The following is a 20,352-nucleotide window of genomic DNA, read 5'->3' as shown; positions in this document are numbered from 1 at the left end:
GAACAAGTTTATCGGATTGCTCTTTATCTGACGCTCAACAAAAAATGGAAGCTTATTGCTTCCATTTTTTATATCTAAATCACGTTGGTAAGCGAAATTAGGCCACTATTTTAGAGTTGCCAACAACTCAGGGTTCACGCCGAAGCCCTTTTTATGCTCTTCAATCACCACTTCACTACGTGTCTGAATCACACCAGGCAAGGTGCCCAGCTTGGTGGCCATAAACGCTTGGTACGCCTTCATGTCTTTCACTCGAACCTTGATCATGGTGTCAAAGTCACCCGACAGTGAGTAGCACTCTTCCACCTCAGGCATCATTTCCACGGCTTGGGCAAATTTGTCGAAGATCGAAAAGCTAGTCTGATCGAGACGGATATGGATAAAGACTTGAACATCGAGTCCCAGCTTTTCTGAACAAAGCTCAGCATGATAGCCCGTGATGTAGCCCTCTTTCTCCAATCGCTTGAGTCTATCAGAGCAAGGTGACGTCGTAAGGTTGACCTGTTTTGCCAGTTCAACAACAGGTAAACGCCCTTTCATATGCAGAATTCTTAGTATCTCTTTATCGATACGATCGAGCTGATGCTGAGACATAACATTCCTTAAACATTCTAAATTCCGCTCAGTATATTCCATACCAAGTGCAATCGAAGAAAACCTCGCTCACACATTTAAAAACTAAATGCACGGATGATATTCACGCCAGATATAAACACATACAAATAGATAAGAACCCTTATAAATCAAACTCTGGTTATTAACAAATTATTATAGAAATGACCCGATTAACAAATAAGTTGAGCCGGAAACGAAAGAAAGGATATAGGCCAAAGTGAATAATATAATTATCAAAGAGAAAGGATGACTCTATTATGAAAACGCAAGAACTCGCATATAAACCTTACGGTATTGGTTCATGGACACACGTAACGGTATCAAAAGATGTTGCTCAGGCACTAGCAAATGAGTACTCAAACTACGGTTGGGATGTGAAAATTGATGGCGACGCCATTGATGCTGAGCTAGCACTCAAAGCCGCATAGAAACGCAAAAACCTCCTAAAACGGAGGTTTTTTGATCTAAGTTAGTGAGCGCTTACTGTAAGTTAAGCTAAACCAACTTGGGGCACAGTACTTCCTGTTTCGCAACGGCAGTTACACGTGCGGCAGAAGTGCTGAGTTTCCATATCGTAATACAGATTTCCACTAAATAGCTTTGATGTCCATTGCATCATACGGCCAGAAGTTGTCTCGGGCTCTGACTCACAACGTTTCATTATAGACTTATGTAGTGTTGTTTTTTTACATCCTTTGCAATAGAGATCAGGCATACCTTTGTCCTATAGGTCTTTAGTGGTTACTGACAATTGACACATCATGTCCAATTCAGTTCAACAATTCACCGAGCTAATCACAAAAGTGAGCGCCAAGTTCAAAAAATAGCCATTTTTCTATTTTATTTTTTGACATCAAACGCCACCAACAAGACAGACCTTTCATTTCTCGCTCAAGATCCTTCGCTTTCGATTTACATTGTAAACCCCCATTTCAATATCAGAAAACCTCGAATAAACTTAATTTGAAATAAGACAAAGGTCGTACTCACATAAAAAAATAGAGCCACCGAAGTGACTCTATTGTTCATGTCTTTTGCTAATTCATTGGTATTTTTACAATGTAAATTAGTCTAGCTCAACGAGGTTCTTCTCGAACTCAGCGTGTTGCTTCTTAACTTCGTCTTCAGGCTCGCCCGTAATTAGACTCACGATAACGATAGAAAGAGTCGATAGGATGATTCCCGGTACGATTTCGTACACATCGAACCAACCGCCCGTGAACTGTTTCCAAAGTACAATCGTAACACCACCAACCACGATACCCGCTAGAGCGCCGTTACGGTTCATACGAGACCAGTACAGGCTCAATACGATAGCTGGGCCGAATGCAGCACCAAAACCAGCCCATGCGTAAGACACAAGGCCAAGTACTGAACTGTCTGGCGTCATCGCTAGTACAAGTGCAATCAAAGAGATTAGGATAACCGCGAAACGGCCTACACGAACAATTTCTTCTGACGTAGCGTCTTTCTTCAGAACTTGCTTATACAGATCTTCTGCCATTGCAGATGAAGATACAAGAAGTTGTGAATCCGCAGTACTCATGATTGCCGCTAGGATTGCCGCCAGTAGGATACCTGCGATTACTGGGTGGAACATCGCGTTCACAAGAAGCATGAAGATCTTCTCGCCATCGTCTAGCTTAGGTGCACCAGAGTTCGTTACGTAGATTAGACCAACAAGACCAACCAGCATTGCACCAATCATAGACAGTGCAGTCCATACCACCGCGATACGACGCGCGGTTGTTAAGTCTTTATTGCTACGCGTTGCTTTGAAACGAGCAAGGATGTGTGGCTGACCGAAGTAACCTAGACCCCATGCCGCTAGCGAGATGATCGCGATAGCAGAAAGAGGCTCACCTTTCGCATCATTCCATAGCGTGAGTAGCTCTGGGTTGATGTTATGAAGGTCAGTAGATAACTGGCCAAGGCCGCCGTTCATTGCTGCGATTGGTACAATCAATAGCGCAGCAGACATTAGTAGGCCTTGAACCAAGTCAGTCCAAGATACCGCTAGGAAGCCACCAAACAGGGTGTACGAAACCACACATACCGTACCGATAATTACCGCAGTTGTGTAATCTAGGCCGAATACCGTTTCAAACAATTTACCACCTGCTACCAAGCCTGAACTTGTGTAGAAAAGGAAGAATAAAAGGATAAAGAAAGCAGAAATTGTTTGGATCAGCTTAGAGTTATCGTTGAAGCGACGAGATAGGAACTCAGGCAGCGTCAGTGATTCAGTTGTAATACTGTAAGTACGTAGGCGTTTTGCACTGATTAACCAGTTTGCCCAAGTACCAACCAGTAGGCCACCAGCAAGCCAGAATGCTTCAAAGCCAGCAGCGTAAGCGTAACCAGGCAGGCCAAGTAGCAACCAACCACTCATGTCTGATGCACCAGCAGAAAGTGCAGCAGGCCATGGGCCTAACGAACGACCACCTAGGAAGTAGTCAGTTGAGTTAGATGTACGTTTGTAAGCAATAACACCGATCGCTAGCATCATAATTAGATACGCAATGAACGTCGTCGTTATTGCAAAACTGTTTTCTATCATTTGATAGTCCTCATTTTGTAGAAAGCCTTCCATGCCTAATTCAATGCAAGACACTCACCGTAAAGGCAAGCGAGTGCATTGAGTTAGGTATTGAGGCTCCAAAGCACTAAGGGTTGAATCCAAAAATGGAGAAACCAAAAAATGGAAACAACCAAAGGAGCTTAGAGCCAATTTTACTGAAGGTTAGTGAGCTTCGCTTCCAAGTTCGAGCAAGGTCGCGTTACCGCCCACGGCTGTTATATTTATAGTTCGCGTACGCTCGGTAATGAAGCGCAGCGATAGGTGTGGATCATTGGCAACATTCATTGCGGTCAGATCCGTTTCAGCCACTAAACCGACGATTGCACCGTCACGCTTAGCAAGCTGTAAATTGATAGCTTGTGCCGTTTGTGAATTACCTACGTAACCCGCGCTTCGCACATCGCAAGACAACAACTGCTGAGCAGCGTCGTACGAGGCAACCTGCACCAGGTTGGTTGGTAGATTCGCTTGTTTTGCAGCATCAGCAATTAAGGTATTGAACTGCACGTCATCACTGCACAATTGAACGCTGTTACCTGCCAATAGTGCTGCAGTAATCATCGCTGTTGCAGTTTGCAGTGCCGGCACTTTCTCTTCGCAATCATCAACAATCACCAAAGCCACACCGCGGCCTGCGGCATACAACTCATTGGTTTCGCCCGTAGGACCTGCCATTAGATGATGATCTGAAAGCAGCGCAGACGCTTGCTCTAGATGATAAGTTGCCACTGCAGCCAAAGGCACAGATTGGCTTTCGATCTCTGATTTAAATGAAAGTACCTGAGCACTCTTATGATCAAAGTCGGTAAGATTCCATTGTTCCCACGCTAACAAAGCATCAGAAAAACCTGTCACTTGATGAACCATGATGCTGCTCCTTATACCTTGTCTTGTGATTGAGAGAAATGAACATCTGTAAAACGGTATAGGTAGTGAGGACCACCCGCTTTAGGGCCAGTACCTGACAAGCCTTGACCGCCGAATGGTTGAACACCAACAACAGCGCCCACTTGGTCACGGTTGATGTAGCAGTTACCCACACGAATGTGTTTCTCGATCCAACGGTAAGTTGTTTCGTTACGGCTGTGGATACCCATAGTTAGACCAAAACCGGTTTGGTTAATTTGGTCTACTACTTGTGTCAACTCACTCGCTTTGAAGCGAACGATATGCAGTACAGGACCAAACTGCTCTTCTTTCAAACAGCTGATGTCATCGATTTCAAATGCACTTGGTGGAACAAAGTCACCATGTTCACAATCCGCTCCTAGAGAAAGTTGAGCCACTTTCTTCTGGGTCTTAGTCATATTTTCTAGGTGCGTCATCAACTTCTGCTTCGCGTTTTGGTCGATAACTGGGCCCACATCCGTTTTATGAAGATGTGGAATACCAACGCTTAGCTCATCCATCGCACCGTGAATTAGTCCAATCACGCGATCTGCAATGTCTTCTTGAATGTAAAGCACACGTAGCGCAGAACAACGTTGACCTGCAGAAGCGAATGCCGAACGAATAACATCACGGACTACCTGTTCAGGCAGTGCGGTACTGTCGACGATCATCGCATTCTGACCACCGGTTTCCGCGATAAACGGAACAGGCTTAGCGTTACGACTCGCCAATGACACGTTGATACGTTGTGCTGTTGGTGTTGACCCCGTAAAGGCAACGCCCGCAATCGCATCATGACTGGTTAGCGCACTGCCGATCTCAGCGCCACGACCCGGTAGTAACTGAATCGTGCCAGCAGGGAAACCCGCTTCATTCATCAATTCCACTGCGCGAGCTGCAATTAAGCTTGTTTGCTCTGCAGGTTTCGCCACAACCGTGTTACCCGCCACTAGTGCAGCTGTAATTTGGCCAAGGAAGATCGCCAATGGGAAGTTCCAAGGGCTGATACAAACGAATACACCACGACCTTGTCGCGAAGCGATTCGAGTTAGACCATCAAAGCCTTTTAGCTCAAAACCTTGTAGGTTGTTCGCTTGTTTTGCGTAGTAACGACAGAAGTCGACCGCTTCACGCACTTCATCAATGCTGTCGTGAATTGTCTTACCCGCTTCTTGATGACAAATTGCCACCAGCTCAGCCAGGTTTTCTTCCATCAGATCCGCCAACTTCTCAAGCACAGCGGCTTTGGTTTCAACCGATGTCGCATTCCAATCAGCAAATGCGGCGTCTGCACCAGTGATCGCTGCGGAAACATGATCAAGGTTTGCAAAAGCCACCTGACCCACGCTAATACGACGATCGTAAGGTGCTGTTACTTGTTCAACATTCTGATCAGCCTTGATCATGCTTTCGGCAAGAGATTCGCCGTTGATCACAGGTCCAGCAGTCCATTGATTGTTCAAAAAGCCTTTTACTTGCTCTTCAAACTGATGCGCTTCGCTCTCGATATCAATGTTCACACCGTATGAGTTCTTACGCTCAGGGAATACCGCTGGCGGCAGAGGAATCTTAGTGTTGTTCAACGTATCGAATGCCAAAAGCATGTCGACTGGATGCTGTGTTAGCTCTGCTACAGGGCAACGAGCATCAACCAAACGGTGTACAAACGAGCTGTTTGCACCATTCTCTAACAGACGACGTACTAGGTATGGCAGTAGATCTTTATGGCTACCAACTGGCGCGTAAATACGTACCGACTGTTGGTAAGCTTCCATTGCATGGTTGTAAAGTGAATCACCCATGCCGTGTAAGCGTTGGAATTCAAAGTCTTTATGGTCTGTCATCACTGCAATAGCGGAAACCGTATGAGCATTGTGGCTAGCAAACTGCGGGAAGATATTGCCACGAACACTTGGGCTCAATAGATAACGCGCACACGCTAGGTAGGCTACATCAGTCGCTTCTTTGCGAGTGTAAACAGGGTAGTTATCGAAACCAGCTTGTTGTGACCATTTGATCTCACTATCCCAGTAAGCACCTTTAACTAGGCGAAGTGGGATTAAGTCACCCTGCTCTTTTGCTAGGCGGTTTAGCCAAACTAGAACCGGTAACGCACGCTTTGAATACGCTTGAATAACCAGACCAAACTTGCCCCAGCCTTTCACTAGCTCGCTGCGATACAGTTTTTCGAATAACTTAAGCGAAAGCTCTAGGCGATCCGCTTCTTCTGCATCAATCGTGATCGCAACATCAAGCTCAATCGCACGGCGCAGTAACTGCTCTAGCGTGTCGCATAGCTCAGTCAGTACGCGGTCTTCATTCGCCACTTCATAACGTGGGTGAAGCGCAGAAAGCTTGATAGAAACAGACGGTGCTGGGCTAGATTTTGAAGAGACGTATGTGTCTCGACCTACGGCTTCAATCGCCATTAGGTAATCTTTGAAGTATTTGTTTGCGTCAGCAGTGGTCAGTGCCGCTTCACCTAGCATGTCGTATGAGTAGGTAAAACCTTTGTCACGCATAGACTTACCGTTCTTCTGCGCTTCAGCAATGCTGCGACCAAGAACGAATTGGTGACCCATCACCTTCATCGCTTGGTGCATCGCTTTACGAATCACCGGCTCAGAAAGCTTGTTCACTAAACGGTTAACCGCTTGACCTGCACTCTGCTCTTTAGATGAAAGTCCAACCACCTTGCCTGTTAGCATTAGGCCCCAAGTTGATGCGTTAACAAAAACCGAGTCAGAATTCTTCAGGTGAGATTTCCAATCCGCAACGCTAAGTTTGTCGCGAATCAACGCATCAGCGGTTGCCGAATCAGGAATACGCATCAAGGCTTCCGCCAGACACATTAGCAAGATGCCCTCTTGAGTATCTAAGCTGTATTCAAGCAACAAGGCGTCGATCATCTGAATAGATGTTTTATCCGCACGGATAGACTCAATCAACGACGTCGTTTTGTCTGTAATTTGCTGCTTTTCAGACTCAGAAGGGGTAGCTAGCGGCAGAAGTTGCTCTAGCCATTGGGTTTCATCCACCATATATAATGGTGAGATAAGCGTCCAAAGATCAGCAAGCGACTGCTCATTGAATTCTGGCTTTAACACATCAGTAGCTGTAAACATGCGTTTTCCTTAATCTCACACCCGAAAAGAGTTCGGGATCTCTACAATGGCTGCAGTGTATTTAGAGTATATAAGGATTACTTGTCAAAAACTCCGAGTTTTTTGCTAAAAACTCGCTTTATTAACAAAACAAACACAAGGTCACATATGAAACTTTAAAATAATATGCCGTTTTGTTTCACTATTTAACAGAAATTTTCTTTTTGTATTGGGATGGTGACATGCCTTGAAGGCGTGAAAAGGTGTGAGTAAAGGAAGATTGACCGGAGAAACCAGCCAGTTCAGCGACCTGACCAAGGCTTAGATTACCTTGTTCAATTAAACGACGAGAACGGTCGATGCGCTTGCCAAGAACGTACTGGTGAGGGGTAATGCCCATTTGCTCTTTGAATAACATATGGAACTGGCTTTCACCCAAGAACACACTACCCGCAAGCTGCGCGACGGAGATCTTGTTTGCTAAATGCTGTTCTATGTAGCGATCCAACGCTTCAAGATCAAAGCGTGAATCTTTGATTGAGGTTTCAAATGCCGAGATGTGCCTTTGCATCAATGCAATCACCGTATCATTGCACGCACGGCTTAATAACAGATCATCAGGACTGGCCTGCATCTCTTGCACCAACATATGGATAAGCTTTTGAATTTGCGCATCTAATTGGAAGTAGACGTTCGATGATTCTAACTGGTTAATCTTCTCTAGCATCAGAGGGTCATCATCGGTTGGCATAGGCATGTTGAGCACGAGAATATCCGACTGACCAACCACTCCGCCGAAAGCATGATCAGAGCTCGCTGTCACCACACAACCTTGTCCTGGGCCAACAAGATTCCCCTTACCACTCACTTCAAATTCCGCCTGACCTTTTAAACCAATCACCACCTGAGAATAATGGTGATCGTGGCAATCCATATGCGATGGCAAAGTGATGATCTCAGCAGGACGAGGGCCAGTAAGGCCTAGCGGAGAAAGGTCTAGGTTAGGAAAGGGTAAAGGTTTTGGCATGACAGCAAAGTACTCAGATCGACATAGTGAGAATAATACTCTGAAATCTGCACAAGATGAATTTGTAAATGATCATGAGAGTCATTTCCTCGCCTTAAAACAGAAGATCATTACCGCGATCGTCTTGATCATGCCTCCGGAAAGATGATCAAGAGTGTACAAACTACGGGCATTGTAAAACCAATCGTTCCGGCGAGTTTAGGGGCTTCAAAAGCAATCACACAAACACGAACACGAACACGAACACGAACACGAACACGAAAAACATTTTACAGGCTTCTACGACATGGTGGGTAACGTATGGGAATGGACAACCATTCAGAAAGGTTTAGCGAAAGGTGGCGCGTGGAGCTTCTCTCCAGAAGAGGCAAAAGTGTTTAACGAACTGTACGTACCGCCTTCAACGGCAGCGAACTATCTAGGATTCAGAGTCGTGCGAGAGCTGTAGGCTCTCAATCACAGGCTCAGAATCTCAAATATTTACTCTAAGTTCTCAATTATCACATTGAGCAGCATTTATAGGGGAATTCCCCCCTTATGCATAAGCACTCCTAGGAGTAGATTCGTCGATAGAGTAGTAAGTCACTCTGGGTATCAAATTGATGCCTCAGTTTAATTTACCTGACCCTCGTAAATTAGACTGAAAATCTTCTACATGTCGACAAGGCATATCTTGTCTTTAGCCAGCCCCTCTTCAGGCTGGCTTTTTTTTTTGCCTGATTATCACCCTTTATGCCCATCGATTCTCCGTGATTGACACAGTTAGTCAGCAGTCCGTTTAACTGTCAGTCCCCCCTTATTTTTCGTACTCTAATTGCCATTGCAGCGCTATAAGAAACTGATATTATTGCAACATCGCAACACACGAGATAAAACCTTGCCAGATCCACTCAACTCCATACATCGTTCTTTATTCGAACAACTTCCAGGCTGCTGGGGCTGCAAAGATACTGACTCGGTCTTCGTGTACGCCAACCTTGCTTACAACCAATTGATTGGCTTAAAACCCAATGAGACTTGTACTGGCTTGACCGACTTCGACATGCCCAGTCAAACCACGGAGTGCGCACAAGATTTCAGGGCTCAAGATAAACATGTGATGGATACACGCAGTACCCTTAAGATTCTCGATATTCACCCCTATCCAGACGGACGCTGGCACGCCCATATCTTTACCAAAACCCCTTGGCTTGATGATGACGACAACGTCCAAGGCACCATCTTCTATGGCCAAGAGCTTACCGATACCGCGATCTTAGAGGTTGGTCATTGGGTTTGTCAGGCCACAGGGACAAAAGGCGATCAGGCATCGCTTGCGGGGTCAGAGCCGCGCGTGTCTAAGCTGCAAAAGCGGCTGACTTCGAGAGAATCAGAGGTACTGTTCTTACTGCTTTTCGGCAAGAAGCCACAGTACATCGCGTTGACGTTAAACATTTCAATCAAAACGGTCGAAGGTCATGTCGCCAGATTGAAACAGAAGTTTGATGCACGCAGTAAAAGCCAATTGATTGAGTATGCATTGGATTCAGGATTGGGCTCAGTGATCCCAGAAACTCTGCTCAAAAAACAGATCTCTGTTGTTCTTCACAGTGACTGATTGACTGTTCAGCTGAAAATGCAGACAAAAAAATGCCGTTGATTTGATCAGTCTAATCAACGGCACTTTTGGATCTGTTAAGCAGCTAAGCGATCAAGCAGCCTAAGGCGCTAGACGATCAATATCCCAACTGTTGTCTTGGCGAGAGAACAAGAAACGGTCGTGCAAGCGGTGTTCACCACCCTGCCAGAACTCAATGCTATCAACACGAACTCGGAAGCCACCCCAGAAAGAAGGCACAGGAATCTCGCCTTTGGCAAACTTCTGTTTAAGCTCTAGATACTTACCTTCTAAAATCCCACGCGCTGAAATGCGGCTACTCTGCTTACTTGCAATCGCGGCCAATTGGCTCTCTTTTGGACGTGACGAGAAGTACTTCATATTTTCCATAGCCGTTAGCTTTTCAGCCGTGCCCGTAATATGAACTTGTCGCTCAAGTGGATGCCAAGGAAAGTGCAAACTGATTTTGCTGTTGTGCTCAAGCTGGTGCGCTTTGCGGCTACCTAAGTTGGTGTAAAAAACGAACCCGTCTTTATCAACATTCTTCAGCAGAACAATTCGTTGGAATGGCTGACCATTTTCATCAACCGTAGCAACTGTCATGGCAGTAGGGTCCATCAACTTCGCTTCAATGGCTTGCTCTAGCCATAGATTGAATTGCTCAATCGGGTCTGCGGCCAAGTCTTTGCGTCTCAATCCACCCTTAGCGTATTCGCGACGAATATCTGTCAGTTCCATTTGGTTGCTCCTTTTAATTTTTTTGTGATTTTGCGCCGTAATCCTTTGAAACACAAGTCTAAGCCATGGTTTTGTCTCACAGAAGGTGCTCTGTGTTAACAAGATCTCGGTACTCTCTCCATCATATTGATAATCTTTATACAAACCGATGACAAGCTGAGATCCGAGTGACCAAAATACTGCCTAACCTAATGACGCCCTTTGTTTTATTCTCATTGTTATTGGGAGCTGCAGGGCTGACCGCAACCCACTTTATGGCAGTACAATTCCAAGAAAAAATCGTCACTCAGCAACTCGATGAAGCGGCGAATAAAGCCAATCTACAAATCGATTCTGAACTGGATAAATTCAAACAGATCCCGGATTTGCTCAGTCATGACCCGCGCTTGCTCTCTTATTTTGACTCATCACAACGAGCAAACAAGATTTCCGCTGCGCAGCTCAATCAATTGCTGTTTGAATGGTCGAATCAAAGCCAAGCCGACACCATCTATATTCATGACCCGAGCGGTACTGTGGTCGCTTCCAGTAATTACCAAAAGCCTCGTACCTTTGTAGGTGAGAACTTCTCGTTTCGTCCCTACTTTGCTTCTGCCATTCAAGGTAACAACACACAATATGTCGCGCTAGGCGCTCGTTCGAACGTACGCGGTTATTTTCTGTCTTCACCGCTGTATGTTGAGAATCACATTGTGGGGGTTATCACCGTAAAAGTGAGTTTAGAAAACCTCGAAAACATCCTGACCAGCGACGACTTTGAGATCGTAGTACTCGACTCGAACCAAGTGGTCTTTCTATCAAGCCAAGCTCCATGGCTTTATCATTCACTGTTGCCATTAACGCAGCAACAACAAACGGATATCGCACTTCAACGCCAATACGGTCAAAGCGAAATTTCGATCATCGAAGCCTTTCGTTCTTCAAGATCTCAGTCAGAAGCTAGCAACGCCAATCAATCTAGCAACCTTCAATCCAATGAAATCCGAAAAGAGCTCACCGCCAACCAGTTATTCAAGCTTGGTGCTTTTAATCTTTACCCCGCTACCATCAGCAACAACCAGTACCAAGTCGTCGCCCTAAAAGAGACCAGAGCTGAACTTATTAAAATCTTTCAGATCGATGTCATCTTCGTAGTGATTTACAGCTTGGTGATGCTCATCGCTTGGTCGTGGCGCCAGACTTATCTCGCGAAAGTGGCGTTGACCCGACTCAACCAAAACCTAGAACAAACCGTAGATAAACGTACCCACTACTTGAAGCAATCCAATCAACAGCTGCAACAAACCCTTTTTCAATACCAAGAGTCGCAATCCAAGTTGAAACAGACAGAGCAAGAGCTGACACAAACCGCGAAACTAGCGGTACTCGGTGAGCTGTCAGCCAGCATTAACCACGAAATCAACCAACCACTTGCAGCACTGCGAACCTACAGTGAAAACAGCTTAAAGCTACTGGAAATGGAACGAACCGATTTAGTGAAAAGCAATCTTGAGAAAATGATTGGCCTCAACAACACCATTACCGACATCATCGCGCGACTCAAAGTCTTTACTCGCAAGGTCACCAAACAAGAACATCATGTGGCGAACCTGCATCAAGCGGTCAATAACGCCACTAGCATTCTCAGTGCGCTGATGATCAAGCAAGGCATTACGCTAAGGCTAAGGCTAAGGCTAAGGCTAAGGCTAAGCACGGTGCCAGATGACATCAATATTGCGATTCATCCAACCGAACTCGAGCAAGTACTAGTGAACCTGATTCACAACGCGACTCAAGCGCTGCAACAACAAGTTCTTGAACACAAAATCTTGCAGGAGCAACAAAACCTGGAAAGCGTTGACCAACAGGCTAGCCCACAGATAGGCATCGAATGGCAACTGCATCATGACTCTTGTCAGCTGATCATTTGGGATAACGGAATTGGCATGCCGAACGATAAGCTAGAACAGCTGTTCGACCCGTTTTTTACCACCAAACCGGAAGGTTTAGGGCTAGGGCTTTCAATATCGAAACGGATTATTGAAGCGTATCACGGCACGATCAGCGCGAACCGGTTAGAGCCTTCAGGCATGGTATTCTCGCTAAACATCCCGTTATATAACGATAAGGGCTAACACGCCGTTGTTATCGTTGATTAGAAAACGAATCTCACATACTGCTAATCTCACCTACAGCTAAGGACTCGACTTTTGCACTCTATGCCTAAACTCTATTTTGTCGACGATGAACCCGCCATTCGAGACTCCGTAGAACAAGCCATGCTCATTGAAGGCATCGATATCGTCTGCTTTCCCAATGCTATTGAGGCATTAAAGAAAATAGATACCACGCAAGCCGGAATTGTCATCACCGATATTCACATGCCAGTGATGGATGGCATTCAATTAACGCAAAAATTACTGAGCCAAAACCCTCATTTTCAGGTCATCGTACTTACCGGACATGGTGACGTGCAAACCGCGGTATCCGCAATGAAAGCCGGCGCTTACGATTTTCTGGAAAAGCCATTTGTGGTCGATGCCCTACTCACTGCCGTTAAAAAAGCCGCAGATAAACTCGCACTGGTTGAAGAGAACAACCTATTGCGCAAAGAGTTGGCAATGCAAAATCAGGTTGGCCCAAAACTGATTGGTCAATCTCCATCAATGCAGGCATTGCGCCGAGAATTGATCACCCTAGATACCAAAACTAACCCACTTCTATTGTTTGTTGGTGATTTAGGGACGGGGAAAAGGGTCACTGCACAATACACCCATGATTTACACAGTCATCAAACCGCGGAGCTTTGCCCTGTCGCGGCGTTTAATTTGCCACGCAGTGACGAAGCGACATTCCATCAGTTTGTTTTGCAACTGTTCTTAAAGCATCAAGGTGGAACACTCTATATCCATGAAACAGAAGCGTTAACTTCGCAGCAATGGCTATGGTTAGCCGCTCTAAAACCCACTCTACTTCATGAAAACTCATGCAAGACCAATGCAACTTGTATCATTATCGCAACTACAGTATTTCCTACTACAATTACAGGTGAACTGCGCCGATTTAATTTACTACCCTTGGCGCAAAGAACGGAAGATATTGGCTCTTTGTTCAAACACTTTGCTCGTGGTGCAGCCAGTCGCTATCAACTGCCGCCACCCGTCATTACAGAAAAAGAGATTCAGCGACTCATTGCAACGCATTGGACGGAGAACATTCGTCAGCTTCGCCAACATGCTGAACTCAGAGTGCTGACTCAAATTAAGCAGCCGTCGCTCGACAGCGATACTGATGAGCAAAATGAACTCGATATGAGCATTGAAGAGCAACAACAGTCGTTGAACCAACGCACCGATAGCTTTGAACAAATTATCTTGATTGAGGCGCTACATCGCCATCAAGGTCGTTTAAAAGAGGTACAACAAGAGCTGCAGGTGTCGCGAAAAACACTGTATGACAAACTAAGAAAGCACCAACTCGATAAAACAGATTTCAAGAACCGATAAGTCTTAAAAAAATATATAAATTCAAAGATTTAAAGGAGCAAAATCTTAACATTTATCAAAAGTAAGAATACACTCAATAGGCTTGCACTTTTATTTAGCGAACAAGGACTGTTATGAGTCAGAAAAATTTCAGCAAATTGAACGAGACCGAGCTTGAGTATGTCGATGATAAAACAGCGGCACTACTCCTCAATACGCCCACCAGTGCGCGAATTATGTTGTGGGTGATCGTTCTGTTTTTTATTGCTGCTATTGGGTGGTCTGCATGGGCAGAGATCGACAAAGTTACCGTTGGCCAAGGCAAAGTGATCCCCTCCTCTCAGATCCAAGTGGTACAAAACCTTGAAGGTGGCTTGGTTAAAGAGATCTTAGTTAAAGAAGGCCAACGCGTTCAAAAAGGTCAACAACTGCTGTTAATCGATGACACACGATTCCGTTCTGACTTCCGCGAACGTGAACAACAAGTCGCGAACTTGACCGCCAACGTGTTAATGCTTTCCGCTTCCCTGACCAGTGTTGTCATCAACGAAGAATTCTCTGAAAAAGAATGGAAAAAAAGTGTCACTCTCGATTATGGCAAGCTTGCGTTCCCACCTAAATTCTATGAACTTCAACCTCAACTGGTTAATCGTCAAAAAGCAGAATACCGTCAAGATCTCAATAATCTGAGAAACCAGCTTTCCGTTTTTGATCAACAAGTTGAACAGAAACAGCAAGACCTAGTTGAGATTAAAGCGCGTGTTCGAAACCTAAAACAGAGCTACCAGTTTGCTCGCCAAGAACTGGATATCACCAAACCTCTCGCCGATGAAGGGGTGGTACCACGAATTGAATTACTTAAACTGCAAAGACAAGTGAACGACACTCGCCGAGAAATGACTTCGAGCGAGCTAAAAATTCCTCTTTTACGCTCAGCAATCAAAGAATCCATGCTCAGCCGTATTGACGCCGCACTGAACTTCCGCTCCGAACAACAAGAAAAACTCAATCAAGCCCAAGACAAGCTCTCTGCAATGACCGAATCTGCCGTTGGCCTAGAAGACAGAGTAAACCGTACCGTGGTGGTTTCTCCTGTAACAGGCACCGTTAAAACATTGGGTATTAATACTGTCGGCGGGGTTATCCAACCGGGTATGGACATCGTTGAGATTGTACCAACAGAAGACTCTCTATTGGTTGAAGCGAAAATCGCCCCGCAAGATATCGCGTTCCTACGCCCAGAATTGACTGCCATCGTTAAATTCAGTGCTTATGACTTCACTAAGTACGGTGGTCTAGAAGGCGTGTTAGAGCACATCAGTGCCGATACCACTCAAGATGAAGAAGGCAATAGCTTCTATATCGTGCGCGTGCGCACCGAAAAACACAATTTTGGACAGAACGAAGAGTTGCCAATCATTCCAGGTATGACCGCCTCTGTCGATATCATCACGGGTAAAAGAACCGTGCTTGAGTACATGTTGAAGCCACTATTAAGCGCTCAAAACAATGCACTAAAAGAGTAAGGACGTTTGATGTTTGATAACGCCTTTCAATACACAGCAAATAGACAAGAGCAGAGGCTATGAAGTCTCGGATTTCGCTATTGCTGCTGGTCCTCACCTCTTTCACCTCTGTGGCGCTCAACAAGAGCGACCAACGGTGGATAGATGCAGTGACCAAAACCTACGGCGATAGAGCCGGAAAGCGAGTGGCAACATGGCGCTCAAATATGACGTCATACGACGGATTAAGTGAAAAAGAGAAGCTCAGGTCGGTGAACCAGTTCTTCAACCAGATGTACTTTGTCGATGACAACATACTGTGGGGAAAGAATGATTACTGGGCAACACCACTGGAATTTTTAGGCAGCAACGCCGGTGATTGTGAAGACTTCACAATCGCAAAATACTTCTCTTTGCTTGAACTGGGCGTCCCAGATAAGAAATTACGATTAGTGTACGTAAAAGCACTGGAGCTAAACCAGTTCCACATGGTGTTGGCGTACTACTCAACACCGAGTGCAGAACCACTAATTTTGGACAACTTAAACCCTGAAATTAAACGCGGTTCCAAACGCCCAGATCTACGACCAATTTACAGTTTCAACGGTAAAAATCTTTGGTTGATCAAGTCGGCAGCAGGCAGCGGCAAGTTAGCAGGGAAATCTTCAAGATTGAGCTTATGGAACGACTTACGTTCACGTGAGCGCTCTCTAAAATTAAACAAACCCATTATCAATTACGATGAGTAGGTACAATGACTTTATATAAACAGCTTGTGGTCGGGATGGTTGCAGTGTTCATACTGCTGATGACGTCAGTTTTTATGATCGAATTCAATACCACCCGTGGATACTTAGAGGAGCAGCAACGCTCTGAGGTAAGTAATACCATTAATACTGTTGGACTGGCTCTCGCCCCTTACCTAGAAGAAAAGGACAAGGTGGCAGTAGAGTCTGTTATCAACGCCCTGTTTGATGGCAGTTCTTACTCAGTCGTTCGATTGATATTTCTCGACAGCGGTGAAGACATTCTCCGCTCATACCCTGTAAAGCCAACCGGCGTACCGGAGTGGTTTACCAACCTAAACCTGTTCGAGCCTGTTCATGACCGCCGCGTGATCACCAGTGGCTGGATGCAATTGGCCGAAGTCGAGATCGTAAGTCATCCAGGTCCTGCCTACGATCAACTTTGGCAAGCATTTATCCGCTTACTGAGCATCTTTGGCACGATCTTCTTGCTCGGTTTGGTATCTATTTCTTGGATCCTTAAGCGCGCTTTACGCCCGCTCTCGTTGATCATTACGAAGATGGATCAGATCGCTAAGAATCAGTTTGGCGAACCTCTGGCTCGTCCAAAGACAAAAGATCTCACCTTGGTTGTCGATGGTATCAACCACATGTCGACTCAAGTTGAACTGGCATTTAAAAACCAAGCGAAAGAAGCTCAGAAGTTACGTGAAAGAGCGTATATCGACCCTGTATCTCAGCTCGGTAACCGTGCTTACTACATGTCTCAGTTAACTCAATGGTTAGAAGAGTCGAGCTTAGGTGGTTTAGCGGTACTTAAAGCGGAGTTTATTAGTGAAGAGTACGATGAAAAGGGCTATCAAGAAGGTGATGCCTTGGTTCATCAACTGGCTGAACAGCTACAGGCTTCAATCTCATCACCAGATATCACCATCGCCCGAATTTCTAGTGACGAATTTGGTTTCATCATGCCAAACATTGATGAGAGCGAACTGAAACTTGTCGCGAGCAGCATCGTAAACTGTATCCAGAGCCTAGGTTCAGACCCAACAGGCACTGCGAACCCACACATTGCTCTTGGTGTGACATACAGCAACACGCGTAAAACCAGTACTGAAATCATGTCGCTGGTGGATAACGCACTTTCAAGTGCCAAGGCGAATCGAGAGCTTGCTTACGGCTACGTAACCGCAGACGATCACGGCGCTGTGATGGGCAAACAACAATGGCGTATGTTGGTTGAAGAAGCGATCATTAACGACCTCATTACCTTCCGTCTGCAGGCTGCAAACAATGCCTTTGGTAAAACGTATCACCAAGAGGTGTTCTCTGCGATTGAAAAAGATGGCGTGCGTTACGGTGCCAACCAGTACTTATACGCGCTAGAACAGCTTGAAATGAGCCACATCCTCGACCAATACGTTATCGAGAAGATGATTGAAAAGCTCAATGCAAAAGAAGTAACCAGCCCTGTCGCTATTAACATTTCACCAAGCAGCATTTCTCAACCAAGCTTCATCCGTTGGATCGGTAAGACGCTTGAACAGAATGCTTCAATCGCTCACCTGTTGCACTTTGAGATTCCAGAAAACTGCTTCATCAACGTTCCGCACTACACGGCACTATTATGTAACACCATTCGCAACGCTGAAGCGGTGTTTGGTGTCGATAACTACGGACGTAACTTCCAATCACTGGATTACATCAACGAATACCGTCCAAGTTATGTGAAACTAGATTACCTGTTCACACATAACCTTGATGACGAAAAACAGAAGTTCACCTTAACGTCGATCTCTAGAACCGCTCACAACCTAGGCGTCACCACCATCGCGTCTCGAATAGAAACTCAGACTCAGCTAGATATCCTGTCTGATAACTACGTAGAAGTGTTCCAAGGCTTCATTGTTGATAAATAGTTGTAAGGGTTATATCACATGCAAGATCCACTATTGAACTCACTGATCTACGTTAGCCGGTATTACGGGTTAGCTAACTCGCCCGAAGCGTTGATCAATGGGCTACCACTATCTGATGGAAAGCTAACCCCTTTCCTATTCCCTCGTTCTGCTGAGCGAGCAGGATTAGTGGCAAAAGAAAATCGTTGCGACTTAGAAAGTATTCCTCACCTCATTCTACCTGCTATTTTACTTCTCAAGCAGGGCGAGGCATGCGTTCTGAATAGTATTGATTCAGAAAAACAAGAAGCAGAGATCATCACAGCAGAGAGTGGAATGGTGCCGATCATCATTCCACTAGACGAGCTGAAAGAGCAATTCATCGGTCGTTACTTCCTAGTAAAAAAACAGTTCCGTTATGATGAGCGCTCACCAGAAGTCCTAAAAACACGTAAGGGTCACTGGTTTTGGAGTACGATCTGGGAATCTAAAAACATCTATCGCGATGTGTTGATTGCCTCCATTCTGATCAACATCTTCGCGATAGCCGCGCCGATGTTTACACGCTTGGTGTACGACAAAGTCGTACCTAACCTCGCCTTTGAAACTTTGTGGGTGCTAGCGAGTGGTATCTTTGTCGTGTTCCTATTCGATTTGCTGCTCAAATTGATGCGAAGCTACTTCATTGACGTTGCTGGTAAGAAATCCGATATTCTCATTTCCTCCAAGCTGTTCAGTAAAGTACTGGGGATTCGTATGGAAGCGAAACCTGCTTCCGTAGGTGCTTTCGCTAAAAACTTGCAAGAGTTCGAATCCATTCGTGAATTCTTTACCTCTGCAACCATTGGCTCGTTAATCGACTTACCGTTCGCACTGATGTTCTTAGCGCTAATTTGGCTAATGGCTGGAAACCTTGTATTCGTTCCCGTTGCTGGCGTGGTCATTTTGATCGTCTATGCATTGCTAATCCAAGGCCCACTGCGCCGCACCATTGAAGAAGGCTCTCGTCTTGCTTCGCAGAAGTACGCAAACTTGATTGAGAGTTTGGCAGGGTTAGAGACGGTTAAGCTGTTCAGCGCGCAAAGCCAATTCCAATTCCGTTGGGAAGAAGCTGTTGCTCACATGGCGAATTGGAATATCAAAAGCCGACGCATCACTGACAGCATCCAAAACACCGCCGGCTTTGTTCAGCAAAGTACTAACGTTGGTATGATCATCTTTGGCGTGTATCTAATTGCAGAAGGTGAACTTACGATGGGTGGCTTGATCGCTGCAACCATGTTGAGCGGCCGAGCGATTGGCCCGCTTGTTCAGCTGTCTTTGCTTTCGACTCGTTACAACCAAGCAAAGTCATCAATGACTCTGATTGAGCAAGTGATGTCGATGCCTGATGAACAAGAAGAAGGTAAACGCTACATTCACCGTCCGATTATTCAGGGCCATATCGCGCTAGATAAAGTGACGTTCCACTACCCAGATTCACCAGTGGCTTCAATTAGAGACTTAACCCTCAATATTAGTCCTGGTGAGAAAGTAGCAATCATTGGTCGTATTGGTTCAGGTAAAACCACACTAGAACGTCTGATTATGGGCCTGTACAAGCCCACAGAAGGCCATGTACGTATTGATGACACGGATATGGAGCAACTGCATCATGTCGACGTACGACGCAATATAGGTTGTGTTCCGCAAGACAGTAACCTGTTCTACGGTTCAGTAAGAGACAACATTACTTTAGGTCGCCCTTTGGTGGATGACCGTGACGTAATGGATGCGGCAAACCGTGCAGGCGTAACTGCGTTTACTCAGCAAGATCCTGCAGGTTTGGAACGCCAAGTGGGTGAAGGTGGTGCTTTGCTGTCTGGTGGTCAACGTCAGTCAATTGCCATTGCAAGAGCCTTCCTAGGACGCCCCCCAGTATTGTTAATGGATGAGCCGACCAGTGCTATGGATAACCGTTCAGAGATGCACATCAAGCACCAGCTTAACCAATTGCTACCAAGCGAGACGTTGATTCTGATTACACACAAAACGTCGATGTTGGACATTGTCGATCGAGTGATCGTAATGGAGAAAGGCTGCATCATTGCAGATGGTCCTAAAGCACAGGTTCTTTCAGACCTTAAACAAGGCCGAGTGAGAGCCGTTAGTTAGAGCGCTCAAGCCACCTAAATAATTATCAGTAG

Annotated in this window: 14 protein-coding genes and 1 pseudogene; 9 read left to right on the top strand and 6 right to left on the bottom strand. The window is 45.6% G+C overall.

From position 1 onward, the window contains the following. Positions 1 to 105: 105 nt before the first annotated feature. On the bottom strand, positions 106 to 594 hold the full coding sequence (locus tag AB4209_RS09410) for an Lrp/AsnC family transcriptional regulator (RefSeq protein ID WP_004732526.1): 489 nt from the start codon (positions 592 to 594) through the stop codon (positions 106 to 108). A gap of 278 nt (positions 595 to 872) precedes the next feature. On the opposite strand from AB4209_RS09410, the gene AB4209_RS09405 reads away from it, so the two are divergent. Beyond that, positions 873 to 1,043 (top strand): hypothetical protein, encoded by a 171-nt coding sequence (locus AB4209_RS09405; protein ID WP_019823299.1) that lies wholly within the window; start codon positions 873 to 875, stop codon positions 1,041 to 1,043. Between the two features lie 638 nt (positions 1,044 to 1,681). On the opposite strand, the gene putP is transcribed toward AB4209_RS09405, so the two are convergent. The 4 genes from putP to AB4209_RS09385 form a co-directional block, all read right to left on the bottom strand. Next, on the bottom strand, positions 1,682 to 3,208 hold the full coding sequence (gene putP, locus AB4209_RS09400; RefSeq protein ID WP_170930181.1) for a sodium/proline symporter PutP: 1,527 nt from the start codon (positions 3,206 to 3,208) through the stop codon (positions 1,682 to 1,684). 150 nt (positions 3,209 to 3,358) lie between these two features. Continuing rightward, positions 3,359 to 4,063 (bottom strand): 1-pyrroline-5-carboxylate dehydrogenase, encoded by a 705-nt coding sequence (locus AB4209_RS09395; protein ID WP_372055665.1) that lies wholly within the window; start codon positions 4,061 to 4,063, stop codon positions 3,359 to 3,361. 11 nt (positions 4,064 to 4,074) lie between these two features. Next, positions 4,075 to 7,212, bottom strand: a complete 3,138-nt coding sequence (gene putA / locus AB4209_RS09390; protein WP_372055663.1) for a bifunctional proline dehydrogenase/L-glutamate gamma-semialdehyde dehydrogenase PutA — start codon at positions 7,210 to 7,212, stop codon at positions 4,075 to 4,077. A 181-nt stretch (positions 7,213 to 7,393) separates the two neighbouring features. Then, positions 7,394 to 8,218, bottom strand: a complete 825-nt coding sequence (locus tag AB4209_RS09385) for an AraC family transcriptional regulator (RefSeq protein ID WP_372055661.1) — start codon at positions 8,216 to 8,218, stop codon at positions 7,394 to 7,396. 262 nt (positions 8,219 to 8,480) lie between these two features. Here AB4209_RS09385 and AB4209_RS09380 point away from each other — a divergent pair. Both AB4209_RS09380 and AB4209_RS09375 read left to right on the top strand, forming a co-directional pair. Continuing rightward, positions 8,481 to 8,666, top strand: a pseudogene (locus AB4209_RS09380) (hypothetical protein); the annotation flags it as partial. Between the two features lie 366 nt (positions 8,667 to 9,032). Continuing rightward, entirely contained in the window at positions 9,033 to 9,815 is a 783-nt protein-coding gene (locus AB4209_RS09375; RefSeq protein WP_136974553.1) for a PAS domain-containing protein, read from the top strand. 102 nt (positions 9,816 to 9,917) lie between these two features. On the opposite strand, the gene pdxH is transcribed toward AB4209_RS09375, so the two are convergent. Continuing rightward, the gene (pdxH, locus tag AB4209_RS09370) at positions 9,918 to 10,553 is read right to left on the bottom strand and encodes a pyridoxamine 5'-phosphate oxidase (RefSeq protein ID WP_372055659.1); all 636 of its coding nucleotides are present in this window, start codon (positions 10,551 to 10,553) and stop codon (positions 9,918 to 9,920) included. Positions 10,554 to 10,720: 167 nt separating this feature from the next. Here pdxH and AB4209_RS09365 point away from each other — a divergent pair, with 167 nt between their 5' ends. The 6 genes from AB4209_RS09365 (at position 10,721) to AB4209_RS09340 (ending at position 20,320) form a co-directional block, all read left to right on the top strand. Beyond that, on the top strand, positions 10,721 to 12,667 hold the full coding sequence (locus AB4209_RS09365) for an ATP-binding protein (RefSeq protein ID WP_372055657.1): 1,947 nt from the start codon (positions 10,721 to 10,723) through the stop codon (positions 12,665 to 12,667). Between the two features lie 84 nt (positions 12,668 to 12,751). Beyond that, complete coding sequence (locus AB4209_RS09360) at positions 12,752 to 14,038, top strand: sigma-54-dependent transcriptional regulator (protein ID WP_372055679.1); 1,287 nt, start codon at positions 12,752 to 12,754, stop codon at positions 14,036 to 14,038. A 113-nt stretch (positions 14,039 to 14,151) separates the two neighbouring features. Next, positions 14,152 to 15,543, top strand: coding sequence for an HlyD family type I secretion periplasmic adaptor subunit (locus tag AB4209_RS09355; RefSeq protein WP_017061206.1), 1,392 nt, complete (start codon positions 14,152 to 14,154; stop codon positions 15,541 to 15,543). 59 nt (positions 15,544 to 15,602) lie between these two features. Beyond that, positions 15,603 to 16,271, top strand: a complete 669-nt coding sequence (locus AB4209_RS09350) for a transglutaminase-like cysteine peptidase (RefSeq protein ID WP_019823329.1) — start codon at positions 15,603 to 15,605, stop codon at positions 16,269 to 16,271. 5 nt (positions 16,272 to 16,276) lie between these two features. Further along, positions 16,277 to 18,187, top strand: a complete 1,911-nt coding sequence (locus tag AB4209_RS09345) for a LapD/MoxY N-terminal periplasmic domain-containing protein (RefSeq protein WP_086969028.1) — start codon at positions 16,277 to 16,279, stop codon at positions 18,185 to 18,187. An 18-nt stretch (positions 18,188 to 18,205) separates the two neighbouring features. Then, a complete protein-coding gene (locus AB4209_RS09340; RefSeq protein WP_372055655.1) occupies positions 18,206 to 20,320 on the top strand; it encodes a type I secretion system permease/ATPase in 2,115 nt (704 codons plus the stop codon). Positions 20,321 to 20,352: the final 32 nt, after the last annotated feature.

The sequence above is a fragment of the Vibrio sp. 10N.286.48.C11 genome, assembly GCF_041469805.1.
GTDB classification, from domain to species: Bacteria; Pseudomonadota; Gammaproteobacteria; order Enterobacterales; family Vibrionaceae; genus Vibrio; species Vibrio crassostreae_C.
The sequence above is the reverse complement of the archived record's forward strand: the minus strand, read 5'-3'. Positions and strand labels throughout refer to the sequence as shown.

Bases quoted from the DNA above. Each gene is read 5' to 3' on its own strand.
- AB4209_RS09410 (WP_004732526.1), bottom strand. From the start codon at position 594: ATGTCTCAGCATCAGCTCGATCGTATCGATAAAGAGATACTAAGAATT.
- AB4209_RS09345 (WP_086969028.1), top strand. From the start codon at position 16,277: ATGACTTTATATAAACAGCTTGTGGTCGGGATGGTTGCAGTGTTCATA.
- AB4209_RS09405 (WP_019823299.1), top strand. From the start codon at position 873: ATGAAAACGCAAGAACTCGCATATAAACCTTACGGTATTGGTTCATGG.
- AB4209_RS09385 (WP_372055661.1), bottom strand. From the start codon at position 8,218: ATGCCAAAACCTTTACCCTTTCCTAACCTAGACCTTTCTCCGCTAGGC.
- AB4209_RS09340 (WP_372055655.1), top strand. From the start codon at position 18,206: ATGCAAGATCCACTATTGAACTCACTGATCTACGTTAGCCGGTATTAC.
- putP (WP_170930181.1), bottom strand. From the start codon at position 3,208: ATGGAAGGCTTTCTACAAAATGAGGACTATCAAATGATAGAAAACAGT.
- pdxH (WP_372055659.1), bottom strand. From the start codon at position 10,553: ATGGAACTGACAGATATTCGTCGCGAATACGCTAAGGGTGGATTGAGA.
- AB4209_RS09350 (WP_019823329.1), top strand. From the start codon at position 15,603: ATGAAGTCTCGGATTTCGCTATTGCTGCTGGTCCTCACCTCTTTCACC.
- AB4209_RS09360 (WP_372055679.1), top strand. From the start codon at position 12,752: ATGCCTAAACTCTATTTTGTCGACGATGAACCCGCCATTCGAGACTCC.
- AB4209_RS09395 (WP_372055665.1), bottom strand. From the start codon at position 4,063: ATGGTTCATCAAGTGACAGGTTTTTCTGATGCTTTGTTAGCGTGGGAA.
- putA (WP_372055663.1), bottom strand. From the start codon at position 7,212: ATGTTTACAGCTACTGATGTGTTAAAGCCAGAATTCAATGAGCAGTCG.
- AB4209_RS09355 (WP_017061206.1), top strand. From the start codon at position 14,152: ATGAGTCAGAAAAATTTCAGCAAATTGAACGAGACCGAGCTTGAGTAT.